Here is a 14738-nt window from a genome sequence, read left to right as displayed (position 1 = left end):
CGGGGAGTGGTGGTCGTCGCGGACGAGGACGAGCCGCCGCTGCCGTTCGCCGACGAGGCGTTCGACCTCGTGGTCAGCCGGCACCCGGTGACCGTGTGGTGGGAGGACATCGCGCGGGTACTCGAACCGGGCGGCACGTACTTCTCCCAGCAGGTGGGCCCGGCCAGCGTCTTCGAACTGGTGGAGTACTTCCTCGGCCCGCAGCCGGACGAGGTGCGCCGCGAACGCCACCCCGACGACGCCCGCCGGGCCGCCGAGGCGGCCGGCCTTGAGATCGTCGATCTGCGCTCGGAGTCGCTGCGTACCGAGTTCTTCGACATCGGCGCGGTGGTCTACTTCCTGCGAAAGGTGATCTGGATGGTGCCGGGGTTCACGGTGGACCAGTACCGCGACCGGCTGCGGCAGTTGCACGAGCAGATGGAGAGCGAGGGCCCGTTCGTGGCTCACACCGCGCGTTTCCTGATCGAGGCACGCAAGCCGTCCTGACTCCGGACGCTGTGTCGGACGGAGTCGCAGGGGGTGTCGGTCGCCAGGACGCCGGGGCCGGTGTGCGGCAGGCCGTAGATGCGCACCGCCGTGTCGGTGAAGACGTGGCGGCGCTCCGCCGGGCTGAGCCCTGCCGTCACGGCGCGGGCGGCGGCGACGACGTCGGCGTAGGTGGCGACGAGCCGGCAGACGGGCCAGTCGGAGCCGAACATCAGCCGCCCGGGGCCGAAGGCGTCCAGGACGGTGTCGGCGTACGGCCTGAGGTCGTCGACCGTCCAGGAGTGCCAGTCGGCCTCGGTGACCATGCCCGAAAGTTTGCAGACGGTGTTGGGGAGGGCGGCGAGGCGCCTGATCCGCTCCGCCCAGGGCGCGAGCTGCCCGGAGGCGATGGGGGGCTTGCCGAGGTGGTCGAGGACGAAGGTGAGGGCGGGCAGGCGCTGCGCGGCCTCGGTGGCGGCCGGGAGCTGGTGCGGCTTCACCACCAGGTCGTGGACGAGTCCCGCCTCTGCGACGGCGGCCAGGCCGCGCAGTGCCTCCGGGCGCAGGAGCCAGCGGGGGTCCGGCTCGCCCTGCACCTGGTGGCGCATCCCGACGAGATGCTCCCCGCCGGGCCCGGCGCGCAGCCGGGCGAGGGTGTCGGCGACGTCGGGTGCGGTCAGGTCGGTCCAGCCGACGACCCCGGCGACCAGGTCGCAGCCCGCGGCCATGGCCAGCAGCTCGGGGGTCTCTTCCGGCACGGTGACCGTCTGCACCAGCACGGTGGCGGTGACTCCGGCCGCGCGGGCCTCCGGTGACAGGTCGGTGAGGGCGAAGCCGCGCCGCAGCGGGGCGAGTTCGGGCCCGGTGATCCAGTCCTGGTCGCGGACGGACAGGTCCCACACGTGGTGGTGGGCGTCCACGATCCCCGGCCCGGGGCCCGCCCCGGTCACCACGGCTCCTTCGGCGGCTGGGTCTCCCCGAGGGGCGCGGTGACGGGTACGGGAGTGCCCGGGTCCAGCAGACCCTCGGCGCGCAGCTCGTCCCACAGGGCGGTCGGGATGGGGCGTCGCAGCTGCTCCACCGTGTCGCGCACCTCCTCGGGGGAACGGGCACCGGTCAGGACGCTCGCCACGGACGGGTGGCCGAACGGGAAGCGCAGCGCGGCGGCCCGCAACGGCACGCCGTGGCGCTCGGTGACCGCCAGAAGCCGCAGTGCCCGGTCGAGGACCGGCCGCGGGGCCGGCGCGTAGTCGTAGGTGGCGCCCGGCCTGGGGCCGGTCAGAAGACCGGAGTTGAACACTCCGCCGATGATGGCGCCGCGGCCGCGGGCGGCCGCCTCCGGGAGCAGTTCGGTGAGCCCGTCCTGTTCCAGGAGGGTGTAGCGGCCGGCCAGGAGCACCACGTCGATGTCGGTCTCGCGCAGGAAGCGGGTGGGCAGCGGGGACTGGTTCATGCCGACGCCGATCGCTCCCACCACGCCTTCGGCGCGCAGCCGCTCAAGGGCCGGGTACGCCTCGCGCAGCGCCTGCTCGGCGTGGTCGTCCGGGTCGTGCAGCAGGGCGATGTCGACGCGGTCGAGGCCGAGGCGTTCCAGGCTCGCACAGAGGGAGCGCAGCACTCCGTCGGCGCTGAAGTCCCAGACCCGGCGGTGGGTGGCCGGTACGGCGAAGCCGTGGGCGAGGTCGTCCCCGTCGTGGCTTTCCGGGTTCGGTACGAGGAGCCGGCCCACCTTGGTGGAGAGGGTGTAGGTGTCACGGGGGCGGTCGCGCAGGGCGGCACCGAGCCGCCGTTCCGACAGGCCGAGTCCGTAGTGGGGGGCGGTGTCGAAGGTGCGGACGCCGGCGTCCCAGGCCGAGTCCACCGTGGCGTGGGCGATCTCGTCGGTGACCGGGTGGTAGAGGTTGCCGAGGGCCGCGCAGCCCAGGGCGAGCTCCGAGACAGGTACCGCGCTGCCGCCCAGCCCGGTGATCCTCACGACCGGGCCGCCGGACGCGGGCGCAGTCCGTGCATGCCGCCGTCCACCGCGAGGGCGGTGCCGGTGACGGACGCCGCGGCCGGACCGGCCAGGTAGACGATGGCGGCCGCCACTTCGCCGGCGGTCACCAGTCGGCCCATGGGCTGGCGGGCGTCGAGTGCGGCCCGTTCGGCGTCCGGGTCGTCGGCGGCGTCGAGGAGCCGGGTCACCCACGGGGTGTCGGTGGTGCCGGGGTTGACGCAGTTGACGCGGATGCCCTCACGGACGTGATCGGCGGCCATGGCCAGGGTGAGGGACAGCACGGCGCCCTTGCTGGCGGAGTACAGGGCGCGCTGCGGCAGTCCGGCGGTGGCCGCGATGGAGCAGGTGTTGACCACGGACGCGGTGCCCGGACGGGCGGTGGCAGCGCGGCGCAGGTGGGGCAGGGCGGCGCGGGTGGTGCGGACGATGCCGAGGACGTTGACGTCAAAAACGCGGTGCCACTGCTCGTCGGGATTGTCCTCGACGGTGCCGGTGGCCCCGGTGCCCGCGTTGTTGACGAGGATGTCGATGCCGCCGAGCTGCCTGGCCGCCTCCTCCACCGCGGCGCGTACGGAGGTGTCGTCGCCGACGTCGGCCCTCAGTCCGAGCAGTGGCTCGCGTACGCCGCGCGGGTCGAGGTCGAGTACGGCGACGGCCGCGCCGCGCGCCGCCAGCTCGTGGGCGGTGGCGAGCCCGATACCGGACGCGCCACCGGTGACGAGCGCCCTGAGTCCGGTCAGTTCGGTCATGTCATTTCTCCTGCGCGGCGCGGTCGGCGGCCCAGAACGTGCCGTCCGGGTAGAGGTATCGGGCGATGGACTCCTCACGCATGGTGGCGGAGAAGCCGGGGGCGAGCGGCGCGGTGTAGTGCCCGTCCCGGATCACCACCGGGTCGACGAAGTGCTGGTGAAGGTGGTCGACGTACTCGATGACGCGGTTCTCGGTGGTTCCGGAGAGGACGAGGTAGTCGAACATCGACAGGTGTTGCACCAGCTCGCACAGCCCCACTCCGCCGGCGTGCGGACACACCGGCACCCCGAACTTCCGGGCGAGCAGCAGGATCGCGAGGTTCTCGTTGACGCCGCCGACCCGCGCCGCGTCGATCTGCAGGACATCGACGGCGCCGGCCTGGAGGAGCTGTTTGAAGACGACGCGGTTCTGCACATGCTCGCCGGTGGCCACCTTCACGGGGGCGACGGCCTGCCGTACGGCCGCGTGGCCGAGGATGTCGTCGGGGCTGGTCGGCTCCTCGATCCAGTACGGGTCGAACTCGGCGAGCGCGTTGGTCCACCGGATCGCCTCGGCCACGTCCCACCGCTGGTTGGCGTCGATGGCGATGCGGATGCCGTCACCGACGGCGGCACGGGCGGTGCGCAGCCGCCGGATGTCGTCGCCCATGTCGGCGCCGACCTTGAGCTTGATCTGCGTGAAGCCGTCGGCCACGGCCTGCTTGGCCAGCCGGGTGAGCTTGTCGTCGGGGTGACCGAGCCAGCCGGGGGAGGTGGTGTAGCCCGGGTATCCACGCTCCAGCAGGGCCGCCTCGCGCTGCGCGAGCCCGGTGCGGCCCTCGTGGAGGAGCGTGAGGGCGTCCTCGGGGGTGAGGGCGTCGGAGATGTAGCGGAAGTCGACCTGGGAGACCAGCCACTCCGGCGAGGCGTGGGCGAGCAGCCGCCACAGCGGCCGGCCCGCCCGCTTGGCCGCCAGGTCCCATACGGCGTTGACCACGGCGCCGATCGCCATGTGCATCACGCCCTTCTCGGGGCCGAGCCAGCGCAGTTGGCTGTCCCCGATCAGATCCCGGCTGACCGATCCCGGATCGGCGCACAGTTCCTGGACGGAGCGGCCGAGGACATGGGGACGCAGTGCGTCGATGGCGGCGACCTGGACGTCGTTGCCGCGTCCGATGGTGAAGGCGAAGCCGTGACCTTCGAGCCCATCGGCGTCGGCGTCGGCGCCGGTGCGCAGGACGACGTAGGCGGCGGAGTAGTCGGGGTCCGGGTTCATCGCGTCGGAGCCGTCGAGCTCCCGAGAGGTGGGGAAGCGGATGTCGTAGGTGTCGACGGCGGTGATCCGGGCGGACGTCGGGGTCACGGTGGTGCCGCCTTTCACGCTCGGGTGAAGGTCTGACGCCGGGGCAGCTGCCTGGCCGGGCGCGGTGAGGCGCGCCGATCCCGGCCAGTCATGGGATGTATCGCGGCCACAGCGACCTTAGACGCGGAGATCGCAGCTGGCAATGGATTCCTAGCCAGAGACCAAGCAGTCCACGGGAGTTGGTCGCGTCAGTCACCGGTCGAGGTCTCTTGTCGACCACGGAAACGCCGTCGTCACGTCCCCGCCGTTACGAGATACATCGGAGGAATGGCCGACCGAGTCCACCCACCTGCGGCAGCTGTGTACGAGCAGGTACAGGAAGTACGGCGTGCCGATCACCGAAGTCATGAAGTCGGCGCCGAGCCGGCGCTAGGCCGACGAGGCCGACTTCCACCCCCTGACGGAGCTACGGCGACCGACGACAACGCGGCGTGGGGGCACCTCCCGTGCCCCAAGGGCTACGGGGGAGTGCTGCAGGGCGCCGCACACCAGGCGAGACTTTCCGGACACGGCCTAGCCCCGGGGCGTGCTCCCGAGCGATCGGGGGCACGCCCCGGTTCAGCTCGTGCGGCTCGGAGCGCCGGGGCCGTGCGGAACGGACACGGCCCCGGCGCGCTGCGAGTCGGTCAGCTCTTGAGCTCACCCAGGTACTTCGCGAACTTCTCCAGGCCGTCGATGTTGCGCGGGCCGCTGATGCCCTCGTTGTAGTCGAGGATGAAGAAGTTGTTCTTCTTGACGGCAGGCAGCTCCTTCGTGTGGGGAGACGTCTTCAGGAAGTCGATCTTCTTCTTGGCGGGCAGGTCCCCGTAGTCGAGGATCATGATGACTTCCGGCTCCGCCTTCGCGACGGCCTCCCAGTTCACCTGCGTCCACCGCTGGTCGAGGCCGTCGAAGACGTTCTTGCCGCCGGCGGTCTTGATGATGTCGTTGGGCGGGACCTGGTTGCCCGCGGTGAAGGGCTGGTCGGTGCCCGAGTCGTAGAGGAAGACCGGGACCGGGTCGCCCTTGGGTGCCTTCGCCTTGACGGCCTCCACCCGCTTCTTCAGCCCACCGACGACCTCATCCGCCTTGTCCTCGACCTGGAAGATCTTGCCCAGCCGATCGAGGTCGGTGTAGAGGGCTTCGAACGGGGTGAGCTTCTCCGGGTACTTCGGGTAGTTGAAGCAGCTCTCGGAGTGCATGAAGCTCTGGATCCCGAGCTTGTCCAGGATTGCCGGGGTGATGCCCCGCTCATCCTTGAAGCCCGAATTCCAGCCGGCCAGTACGAAGTCGGACTTGGCCTCGACCACGAGTTCCTTGTTGAGGAGATCCTTACTGAGCATCTTCACCTTGGCGTAGTCGCCCGCCCACGGTGACTCCTCCACCGGCGGGTTCGCCGGCGGCATCACGTAGCCGTGCACGTGGTCGACGAGACCGAGGCTGAACAGCTTGTCGGCGCTTCCGCCTTCGTACGCCACGGCCCGCTCGGGAACCGTGTATTCGACCGGCTCACCGCATCTCTTGACGGTGACCTTCTTGGATGCCTTGGCGTCCGTTTCCACTTCGGCGCCGCAGCCGCCGAGCAGCAGGGTGGCCGCGAGCGCGGAGCCGACGACGGCGTGCTGCCGCACCGAGCGGGGAGATCGAGTAGTGGTCATGACCTGGTGGTGCCTTTCACAGGGAGGGGTTGAGCGAATACAACAACTGCGGGTCACCCGTCAGCGGGTGGGACACGATGCTGGCCTTGACGCCGAACACCTCGTGGACGAGGTCCGTGGTGAGGACGTCCTCCGGCGTGCCGGTGGTGACGAGGCGGCCTTCGCGGAGAACCCCGAGGCGGTCGCAGGCGGCCGCGGCGAGGTTGAGATCGTGCAGCACGACCAGGACGGTGAGTCCCGAGCCGCGCAGGAGCGAGAGCAGTTCGACCTGGTGGCGTACGTCGAGGTGGTTGGTCGGCTCGTCCAGCACCAGGATCTTCGGCTCCTGGACGAGCGCCCGTGCCAGCAGGACGCGCTGGCGTTCCCCGCCCGAGAGCGTCAGGACTCCGCGCCGGGCGAGGTGGCGGATGTCGAGCTGGTCCATCGCGCGTTCGCACAGTTCCCACTCCCGGCCGCTGAGTGCCTGGTTGCCCTGAAGGTGCGGCGCGCGTCCGAGTGCGATGACCTCTTCGACCGTGAAGTCGAGATCGACGGCGCCGTCCTGGGTCATGGCCGCGATGACCTGCGCGGAGCGGCGCACCGTCAGGCGGGAGAGATCCTCCTCGCCCATCCAGACGGTGCCGGAGCTGGGGCGGAGCGCACGGTACACGCACCTGAGGGCGGTGGACTTTCCGCTTCCGTTCGGCCCGACCAGGCCCACGACCTGGCCACTTCCCACGTCCAGGGACAGGTCACGTACCAGGCTCCTGCCGTCGGTCACGACAGAGAGCCCGTCGAGTCGGAGTTCCATCTCAGCGGCCTCCGAACATGTAGCCCTTGCGGCGCATCAGGGTGACGAACACCGGCACCCCGACGAGAGCGGTGATGACGCCCAGGGGCAGCTCGCGCGGTGCCACCAGCGTCCGGGACACCAGGTCGACCCAGACCATGAAGATCGCTCCGGCCAGTGGCGCCACGGCCAGTACGCGTGCGTGGGTGGCGCCGACGACCATGCGCACCACGTGGGGCATGACCAGTCCGACGAAGGCGATGGCGCCGCTGACGGCGACCATCACTCCGGTCACCAGCGATGCCAGGACGAGCAGGGCCTTTCGGTGCCGGTCGGGGCTGATGCCCAGGCTCGCGGCCGTCTCGTCCCCGAGAGCCAGCACGTCCAGCGCCCGGCCGTACCGGTACAGCACGACCAGGCCGAGAACGACGACCACGGAGACGACCGGGAGCGCACCCCAGCTCGCGGCGCCGAAGCTGCCCATGGTCCAGTACAGGACCATGCTGGTCGCCTCGCTGTCCGGCGCGAAGTAGATGATCAGGCTCATCACCGCTTGGAAGCCCAGCGACATGGCCACGCCCGTCAGGACGAGACGCAGCGGGGAGAGTGAGCCCCGGCTGGAGGAGGCGACGTACACCAGGAGCGACGCGACCAGGGCCCCGATGAAGGCACCGGCCGACACCGCGTAGATGCCCAGCGCCGCCAGTCCTCCGGTGACCGTGACACCGACGGCTCCGACGGACGCGCCCGAGGAGACGCCCAGCACGAAGGGGTCGGCGAGCGCGTTGCGCACCATGGCCTGGATGGCCACGCCGATCGCGCTCAGGCCGGCGCCCACGAGCGCCGCGAGCAGCACCCGCGGGGTACGGATCTGCCAGATGATCTGGTACGTGGTCACCTCGTCCTCGGCGATGCGGCCGCCGCTGACAGCCGCCCACAGGTACCGGGCGGTCTCCCCCGGCGTGATCACGGCGGCCCCCAGACCGATGGCCACCACGATCGAGGTGAGGAGGACGACGAGCAGAACGGCGCAGGCGAGCACCAGACCCTTACGGGAGGCGAGTCGGCCCTTCACCCCCCTCGCGGGGTCGGGGGGCGCCGCACCGGCTGACGTTTCGGCGCCGCTGCTCGCCGGTGGCGCGGTGATCGCTGGCGGTGACATAGAACTCGGCCTTCCAGGTCGAACGGAACGTACGGATCGGGCGGGTGGCGTCCGCCCGTGGGTGTGGACCGGCTCAGGGCAGCCTGTCGGTCAACCGAGCTGCGGCACCGGCCCGATGGGCCGGCCGGCGGTCGGCGAGGGGCGAGCACCTCGGGGACGGCGAGGCGGGGCGACGCGGCGGAGGGTCCCCGTGCCCACGAGCGCGGAGAAGTCGATCGTGTCGCGCCCCTCGGCGAGCAGCTCCGTCGCGAACCGCCGGCGAACGCGGTCCACCGCGGCATCGGACAGCCCGTCGAGCAGGCCCCTGAACCCGGCGCCGGCGACCAGGGACCACACCAGGTCGGGGTCACCGGGCACAGCGAGCGGGACGTACCGCACATCGATGGACGAGAGCGAGCGGGCAGCGAGCCAGTCCCGGAACAACCGGGGAGTGCCGATGCGTTGGAGCGGGTCGGCCGGCCGTGGGATGTCGGCGGAGCATGGCAGTTCCGGCGCGACGGCCCGGCGGATCAACCGAGTCAGCGGCTCGAGCGCGCCCTGGGACCAGGTGGTTGCGGTCAGTCGGCCGCCAGGCCGCATCAGCCTCAGCAGTCGCTCTGTTCCTGTCGCCGCGTCGGGAAACGACGAGGCACCGAGAGAACAGACCACGGCGTCGTAACCACCGGGAGGTGCGGGCCGGTCGAGGATGTCGCCGCAGAGGAAGCGCACGTGGGAGAGACCGCGGATCGCGGCCTCGGCACGGCCCCGCTCGAGCGAGGGCTGCGCGAGGTCGACCGCGTCGATCAGGCCGTGCGGGCCGACCTGTTCACCGGCCAGCATCGCGGACGCCCCCGAGCCGCAGCACGCGTCGAGCACATGCACACCTGGGCGCAGGCGCGCAGCCTTGACGGTCGCCGCACCGAGCGGCGACCACAGCGCGCTGAACAGCCGGTCGGAGCTCTCCGCCCCTTCCGCCGATCCGGCGGCCACGTCGTGCGGTTCCATGCAAACTCCCGTCCCCAGGTGACAGCCAGGGCAGCGTATATGAAAATGATAATCAGTACTAGCCGACCCTCCCCGCCCCTGAGTAATTATCAGACGATGTTGACAATCATTTTCATCTCATGGATGCTGCTCGGGCCCCGCACCCTCCGCCCCGTCCAGCGGCCGCGGTGCGGGGACCACTCCATGTGATCTCCTGGGAGCAGCATGTCGGTCCTTCACACCGCCGAGAATTCCTCGCCCTCGCCGGCGCCCCGCTCCTCACCGGGTGTGGTGTCGGCTCCGGCAGCGGCGGCCCCACGGCGGGCGGGGCTGGTACGGGCGGGGGGCTGGGACGGCCTGCCCTCGTCGCGCCTGGGGTCTTGGACGGACCCGGCCGCCGCCGAAGCGGTCGTCGCCCAACTCCCCCGGACCGGCGAGGAGTAGGCACCGCGCTCCCTCGAGCGGTCCAGGACCTCGCGCTTCTCACGTCGTGCCGCACCACACCGTCGTTCTCGACGGCGGCTCGTCGAAACCAGTCCACTCCGACCAGGTGCTGCGCGCGCCCCGGGCCACGCTCACCCGGCGGCTCGTACGCGCCAAGGACCTGCGTGCGACCGGGCGGTCACGGACCCGGCCTCCCGCCCCCGTCGGCCCCCGAATCCCCGGACTTCCCATCCCCACCCGACCACGGAGGACCCATGACCGACCGGACCGCGGCCGACCCGGCGGCGTCCCAGGACGACGTCCGCGCCCTGCTGGACTCGCTGCCCGACACGCTGCCCCGCGAGGAGATCCTCGCCATCAACGGCGGCTCCATGTCCGAGATACACACCGAGCGGACGTACGACTACAACGGCTGGACCTTCACGCTGCCCCCGGGGGTCTTCAAGCCGGGCGACACCAGCCGTCTCGTCCACGACCGCCTCCTGGACGGCACGATCCCCGTCAAGGGCAGGTCGTACGCGGCGATGGGCGTCGGCCTCGGCGTCGAAGCCGTGATCGCCGGCACGCTCGGGGCGCGGGAGGTCTACGCGGCCGATGTCCACCCGGACAGCGTGGCCACGGCGGCCGGGCACTACGCGCGCCTCGTCGGGGACCGGCCGGAGACCGTCTTCCGGCCGCTGGTGTCGAACCTCTTCGAGGAGTTCCCGGACTCCGCCCGGCTCGACGTCATCACCTTCAACCCGCCCGCCGTCAGTACGCGGACGAGCGACGACCCCACCGTGGTGCGCAACGTCTGCGTGGGCGCCGAGATCGTCCTGCGCTTCTTCGACCAGATCGTCACCCGCGACCTGCTCGCGCCGGACGGCGAGATCTACCTGATCGTGTCCAACACCGCCGAGCTCAAGCGGATCGTCGGCCACGGCGTCGACGCGGGCTTCCGTCCCGTCGTGCTGCACCGCCAGACCTGGGAGGGCGACAACTGCCAGGCGTACCTGTTCAAGCTCATCCGCCGCGACGCCGCCTGACCGGGAGGACAAGGACATGCACGAGCACATAGCCGAGGCGGTCAAGGAGCCGGATGTCGTCGCCGTCCCGCCGGGCGCGGTCTGCCTGCGCTTCGAGACGATGAAGCTGTACTCGGCCCTCGGGGCCGTACGGCACCTCCTGGAGACCGGGCAGATCAAGCCGGGTGACACCCTCGTGGACAGCTCCAGCGGCATCTACGCCCACGCCCTCGCCCTGGCCTGCCACCGGTACGGCCTGAACTGCCACATCGTCGGCTCCACCACGGTCGACCGCACCCTGCGCGTCCAGCTGGAGATCCTCGGCGCGACGCTGGAGCAGGTCCGGCCGTCCAAGAACCTCCGCCTGGACCAGAACCTCCGCGTCCAGCGGATCGGCGAACTGCTGCGCGAGAACCCGCACTACCACTGGATGCGGCAGTACCACGACGCCATCCACTACCTCGGCTACCGCGACGTCGCCGACCTGATCCGCAAGGAGGTCCCGGAGGGCCCGCTCTCGCTCGTCGGCGGCGTCGGCACCGGCGCGTCCACCGGCGCCATCGCCACCTACCTGCGCGAGGCGGGCCAGGACGTCACCCTCGTCGGGGTGCAGCCGTTCGGCAGCGTCACCTTCGGCGCCGAGCACGTCTCCGACCCCGACATGATCATCGCCGGGATCGGCAGCTCCATCCCGTTCCGGAACGTGCGCCAGGATCTGTACGACCGGATCCACTGGGTCAACTTCGACTACGCCATGTCGGGTGCCGTCGAACTCCTGCGGGCCAGCGGCATCTTCGCCGGCCTGTCGGCGGGGGCCGCGTACCTGGCCACGCTCTGGGAGCGGGAGCGCGACGCCGACCGTACGTACGTCTTCCTCGCCGCCGACACCGGACACCGCTACGTCGACAGCGCCTACGCCCACCACTCCGACGCCAAGGGCCTCGGCGCCATGCGGCCGCACGAGGTGACGGCGCGGGACGAGCTCCGCCACCCGTGGTCCGCGATGGACTGGCCGCCGGTCGACGGCGCGCTGCTGCGCGGCGCTCCCGTCCTGGTGGCCGAGAGGGCCTAGCCACGTCGCGGGGCGCTGCCCGCCACCGCTCCTCGTCCGTACCACCCGTGCAACGACCCGGAAGGTGCCTCCGTGTCCCTCGACTCCCTCGACTCCCCCGGCTCCCTCGATGAGCAACTGGCCCGCGGCTTCGTTCTCCTGCCTCGGCTCCTCGGGCCGGCCGAGACAGCGGCCCTGGGCGAGGCGGCGGAGTCGGTGCTCACCCGCGTGACGGGCAAGGCACCGGCAGGAGAGGCCGATGTCGCGGTGTGGCCGGACGGGCACCGGCTGGAGAGAGTGGACGGGACCACCGTCCACTGGGAGCCGGAGGCCCGTCCGCCCGCCGTGCGCAGCCTGTCGCCCGTCACCCACCTGGACCCGGTCCTCGACGCCCTGTGGACCGACGAACGGATCACCGCTCCCATGCGCCGGATCATCGGCGGCGAGCGTCTCGGCAGGTTCACGTCCAAACTGAACTTCAAGCGGGCGGGCGTCGGTTCGGAGTTCCGCTGGCACCAGGACTATCCGTACTGGTACTGCTGCGCCGGACCCGACGCCCGGGACGTGGCCACCGCGATGGTCTTCCTCGACGACGTCACGGCCGACAACGGCGCCCTCATGATCGTGCCGGGCAGCCATCGGGCCGGGCCGGTGCCCCGGGACCGGGCCGAGCCCACCGGCCTGCTGGTCGACGCCGCGCGCACCGACGTGCGCGGCGCCGTGACCGTCGAGGCGCCGGCCGGATCGGTGCTGATGTTCCCCGGGCTCATCGTGCACCGCTCCGGCCCCAACCGGACGGCCCACGACCGGCGTTCGCTGCTGCTCTGCTTCCAGCCGGCCGGGCGCCCCGAGCTCGCCGGCCTGCCCTACCACGCCGAGCGGCTGGCCGACCTGCCCTGACCTCCGCTCCCGTACCGACACCCCATGCGGCACAGCCCGTGCCCGTACACATATCGAGAAAGAACCGTCATGTCTCCTCTACAGCCGCAGTCCGTACCGGAACTCCGCGAGGCCGTCCTGGACGGCGCCTTCGGGCCGCTCCCCAGCGAACTGGCCGTCACCAGCGCCTTCTGGCTGCACCACACCACGCGCCTGGCCGGCAGCCAGGTCACGTACCGCAACCACTATCTGCTGCTCCGCTCGGGCGACGCCTTCGGCGCCTGCTCCTTCGAAGCCGGCGACCTCGCCCCGGAGTTCTGCGCCGACGCCTCCGGACACACCCTCGACACGCTGATCCGTCACGAGTCGGCCCCGGTGCGCGTCGCCGCGCTCGACGCCTACCTCGGCCGCGTGCGGCCCCATCGCGACGCGGCGGAGGCCGAGACGGTCACCCTGCCGACCGGAACGCCCGAGGTACGGGCCGGGGCCAGGGACGCGGCCGTCGCCGGGCTCCCCGACATCGCCCCCGGCGCGAAGGTCGCCCTCATCGGCGTCGTCAACCCGCTGGTCGCGGCGATACGCGAGCAGGGCGGCGTCCCGCTGCCCTGCGACTTCAACCTGCGCACGACCAACTGGGGCGACCCCGTCACCGACGACATGACGGAGGTCCTCGCCGAGGCCGACGCGGTCGTCGCCACCGGTATGACCCTCAGCAACGGCAGCTTCGACCAGATCCTGGAGCACTGCCGCAAGCGGGAGCTCCCGCTGGTGGTGTACGCCCAGACCGGCAGCGCCGTCGCGCGTGCCTTCCTCGGCGCCGGCGTGACGGCGCTGTCCGCCGAGCCGTTCCCCTTCTCCCAGTTCAGCGCCGACGAGACCCCGCTGTACCGGTACCGGGCGGAGCGGGCATGAGCAGCGAGACCCGGAAGCCCGCGGTGGCCTCCGAGCACGAGGCGAGGACGGAGGCCGGGATTGTGCCGGGCGACCTGCGGATGACCCGCCTCCTGTGGCCCTTCATGCTGGCCTCCGCCGTGGGTCTGGTGCCCTTCACCATCTACAGCACCTTCCTCGTCCCGATCGCCGCCGAGTCGGGCGGCGGCGTCGCGGCGCTGGGCCAGTTGCGCGGCCTCGGCGGTCTCGCCGCCCTGGCGGTGGGCACCGCGCTCGCGCCGCTGATCGACCGCGTCCGCAGGGAGTGGGCCGCCGCCGGCGGCCTGGCCGTGCTCGCGGTGTCGGCGGCGCTCGGGGCGAGCGGCGACTTCCTCCTGCTGGCCGCTTTCTGCCTGCTGGTCGGCGCCGGTACGGCCGTACTGAACCCGGCGCTGACCGCGGCCGCGGCCGATCGCTTCGCCGACGATGCCGCCGCGGGCCGTGCCGCGACCCTCATCACCGCCACCCAGTCGCTGACCGCGCTCCTCGCGGCGCCGCTCGTGGCGCTGCCGGCCCTGGTGTGGGGCTGGCGCGGCGACCTGTGGGCGATCGCGGTGCTCTGCTCCGTCCTGGCGGTGTACTTCCTGCTGCGCGGCCGCAAGGCCGGGCAGGAGGTCGCCGAGGAGACGAAGCGGCCCGGCTACCTGGAGTCGTTCCGGCTTCTGGGCGCCCTGCCCGGAGTCGTGCCGCTCGTCCTGGTCGCCATGCTGCGAACGGCCGCGTTCATGGGCTATCTCGCCTATCTCGCCGCCTTCTACGACGAGCGGTTCGGGCTCGCTCCCGAGCCCTTCGCGCTGGTGTGGACGCTCAGCGGCACGGCCTTCTTCCTCGGCAATCTGTTCGCCGGAAGGCTGCTGAGCGCCGAGAGGACGAAGGTCACGGCGGAACGCCTGATGACGATGGCGCTGCTGGTGGCCCTGGCCGCGCTGGTCGGCGTCTTCTTCACCCACTCGCTCTGGCTGGCCCTGCCCCTGACGGCCCTGGTCGGCGCCGGGCACGCGACCGTCGCGGCCTGTGTCACCACCCTGCTCGTACGGCGTTGCGGCTCCCTGCGGGGCACGGCGCTGAGTGTCAACGCCGCCGGGATGAGCTTCGGTGTCTTCGTGGGCGCCGGACTGGGCGGCGTGGGCCTGGCCCTCGGCGGCTTCCCGGGCACGGCGGCGGCCCTCGGCGGACTGACGCTGGTGGCACTCGTCCTCGCCCGCGTCGCGGCCCGGCCCGCCGCCTCCGCCGGGGACTGAGCGGACGGCCTCCGCGTGCCGGGGCACGTCACACGGAGGCCGACACTGCCCGGGTCCCATGGAACGCCTCCGTGGGACCCGGGCTTCGACGAACAGGAACAGCCGT

At 71.7% G+C, this 14738-nt stretch carries 13 protein-coding genes and 1 pseudogene; 6 read left to right on the top strand and 8 right to left on the bottom strand.

The features are described from left to right. Window positions 1-3 precede the first annotated feature (3 nt). Window positions 4-486: pseudogene (locus ACIRB4_RS10625) on the top strand (SAM-dependent methyltransferase); the annotation flags it as partial. On the opposite strand, the gene ACIRB4_RS10620 reads toward ACIRB4_RS10625, so the two are convergent. From ACIRB4_RS10620 to ACIRB4_RS10585, 8 genes are all read right to left on the bottom strand, one after another. Beyond that, window positions 444-1415, bottom strand: a complete 972-nt coding sequence (locus ACIRB4_RS10620) for an amidohydrolase family protein (RefSeq protein WP_403289831.1) — start codon at window positions 1413-1415, stop codon at window positions 444-446. The pseudogene ACIRB4_RS10625 and the gene ACIRB4_RS10620 overlap by 43 nt on opposite strands. After that, a complete protein-coding gene (locus ACIRB4_RS10615; RefSeq protein ID WP_403289830.1) occupies window positions 1412-2440 on the bottom strand; it encodes an aldo/keto reductase in 1029 nt (342 codons plus the stop codon). The genes ACIRB4_RS10620 and ACIRB4_RS10615 overlap by 4 nt, the downstream gene beginning before the upstream one ends. Next, complete coding sequence (locus ACIRB4_RS10610; RefSeq protein ID WP_403289828.1) at window positions 2437-3210, bottom strand: SDR family NAD(P)-dependent oxidoreductase; 774 nt, start codon at window positions 3208-3210, stop codon at window positions 2437-2439. Before ACIRB4_RS10610 ends, ACIRB4_RS10615 begins: the two co-directional genes overlap by 4 nt. A gap of 1 nt (window position 3211) precedes the next feature. Next, window positions 3212-4552, bottom strand: coding sequence for an L-fuconate dehydratase (locus tag ACIRB4_RS10605; protein ID WP_403289827.1), 1341 nt, complete (start codon window positions 4550-4552; stop codon window positions 3212-3214). A gap of 626 nt (window positions 4553-5178) precedes the next feature. Then, window positions 5179-6189 carry an ABC transporter substrate-binding protein gene (locus tag ACIRB4_RS10600; protein ID WP_403289826.1) on the bottom strand — a complete coding sequence of 337 codons (1011 nt, stop codon included), beginning with the start codon at window positions 6187-6189 and terminating at the stop codon, window positions 5179-5181. 16 nt (window positions 6190-6205) lie between these two features. Further along, entirely contained in the window at window positions 6206-6979 is a 774-nt protein-coding gene (locus ACIRB4_RS10595) for an ABC transporter ATP-binding protein (RefSeq protein WP_403289825.1), read from the bottom strand. Between the two features lies 1 nt (window position 6980). After that, on the bottom strand, window positions 6981-8000 hold the full coding sequence (locus ACIRB4_RS10590) for a FecCD family ABC transporter permease (protein WP_403290425.1): 1020 nt from the start codon (window positions 7998-8000) through the stop codon (window positions 6981-6983). A 210-nt stretch (window positions 8001-8210) separates the two neighbouring features. After that, a complete protein-coding gene (locus tag ACIRB4_RS10585) occupies window positions 8211-9104 on the bottom strand; it encodes a class I SAM-dependent methyltransferase (protein WP_403289824.1) in 894 nt (297 codons plus the stop codon). Window positions 9105-9781: 677 nt separating this feature from the next. Here ACIRB4_RS10585 and ACIRB4_RS10580 point away from each other — a divergent pair. The 5 genes from ACIRB4_RS10580 (at window position 9782) to ACIRB4_RS10560 (ending at window position 14632) form a co-directional block, all read left to right on the top strand. Then, window positions 9782-10552 carry a methyltransferase gene (locus ACIRB4_RS10580; protein ID WP_403289823.1) on the top strand — a complete coding sequence of 257 codons (771 nt, stop codon included), beginning with the start codon at window positions 9782-9784 and terminating at the stop codon, window positions 10550-10552. A gap of 16 nt (window positions 10553-10568) precedes the next feature. Continuing rightward, the gene (locus ACIRB4_RS10575; protein WP_403289822.1) at window positions 10569-11603 is read left to right on the top strand and encodes a pyridoxal-phosphate dependent enzyme; all 1035 of its coding nucleotides are present in this window, start codon (window positions 10569-10571) and stop codon (window positions 11601-11603) included. A 72-nt stretch (window positions 11604-11675) separates the two neighbouring features. Continuing rightward, window positions 11676-12482 (top strand): phytanoyl-CoA dioxygenase family protein, encoded by an 807-nt coding sequence (locus tag ACIRB4_RS10570; RefSeq protein WP_403289821.1) that lies wholly within the window; start codon window positions 11676-11678, stop codon window positions 12480-12482. Window positions 12483-12551: 69 nt separating this feature from the next. Further along, window positions 12552-13373 carry a Rossmann-like domain-containing protein gene (locus ACIRB4_RS10565; RefSeq protein WP_403289820.1) on the top strand — a complete coding sequence of 274 codons (822 nt, stop codon included), beginning with the start codon at window positions 12552-12554 and terminating at the stop codon, window positions 13371-13373. Continuing rightward, window positions 13370-14632 (top strand): MFS transporter, encoded by a 1263-nt coding sequence (locus ACIRB4_RS10560; protein WP_403289818.1) that lies wholly within the window; start codon window positions 13370-13372, stop codon window positions 14630-14632. The genes ACIRB4_RS10565 and ACIRB4_RS10560 overlap by 4 nt, the downstream gene beginning before the upstream one ends. Window positions 14633-14738 lie beyond the last annotated feature (106 nt).

The sequence above is a fragment of the Streptomyces sp. NPDC093600 genome (assembly GCF_044764755.1).
Taxonomy (GTDB): Bacteria; Actinomycetota; Actinomycetes; order Streptomycetales; family Streptomycetaceae; genus Streptomyces.
The sequence above is the reverse complement of the archived record's forward strand: the minus strand, read 5'-3'. Positions and strand labels throughout refer to the sequence as shown.

Bases quoted from the DNA above. Each gene is read 5' to 3' on its own strand.
- ACIRB4_RS10610 (WP_403289828.1), bottom strand. From the start codon at position 3,210: ATGACCGAACTGACCGGACTCAGGGCGCTCGTCACCGGTGGCGCGTCC.
- ACIRB4_RS10600 (WP_403289826.1), bottom strand. From the start codon at position 6,189: ATGACCACTACTCGATCTCCCCGCTCGGTGCGGCAGCACGCCGTCGTC.
- ACIRB4_RS10595 (WP_403289825.1), bottom strand. From the start codon at position 6,979: ATGGAACTCCGACTCGACGGGCTCTCTGTCGTGACCGACGGCAGGAGC.
- ACIRB4_RS10585 (WP_403289824.1), bottom strand. From the start codon at position 9,104: ATGGAACCGCACGACGTGGCCGCCGGATCGGCGGAAGGGGCGGAGAGC.
- ACIRB4_RS10580 (WP_403289823.1), top strand. From the start codon at position 9,782: ATGACCGACCGGACCGCGGCCGACCCGGCGGCGTCCCAGGACGACGTC.
- ACIRB4_RS10575 (WP_403289822.1), top strand. From the start codon at position 10,569: ATGCACGAGCACATAGCCGAGGCGGTCAAGGAGCCGGATGTCGTCGCC.
- ACIRB4_RS10565 (WP_403289820.1), top strand. From the start codon at position 12,552: ATGTCTCCTCTACAGCCGCAGTCCGTACCGGAACTCCGCGAGGCCGTC.
- ACIRB4_RS10560 (WP_403289818.1), top strand. From the start codon at position 13,370: ATGAGCAGCGAGACCCGGAAGCCCGCGGTGGCCTCCGAGCACGAGGCG.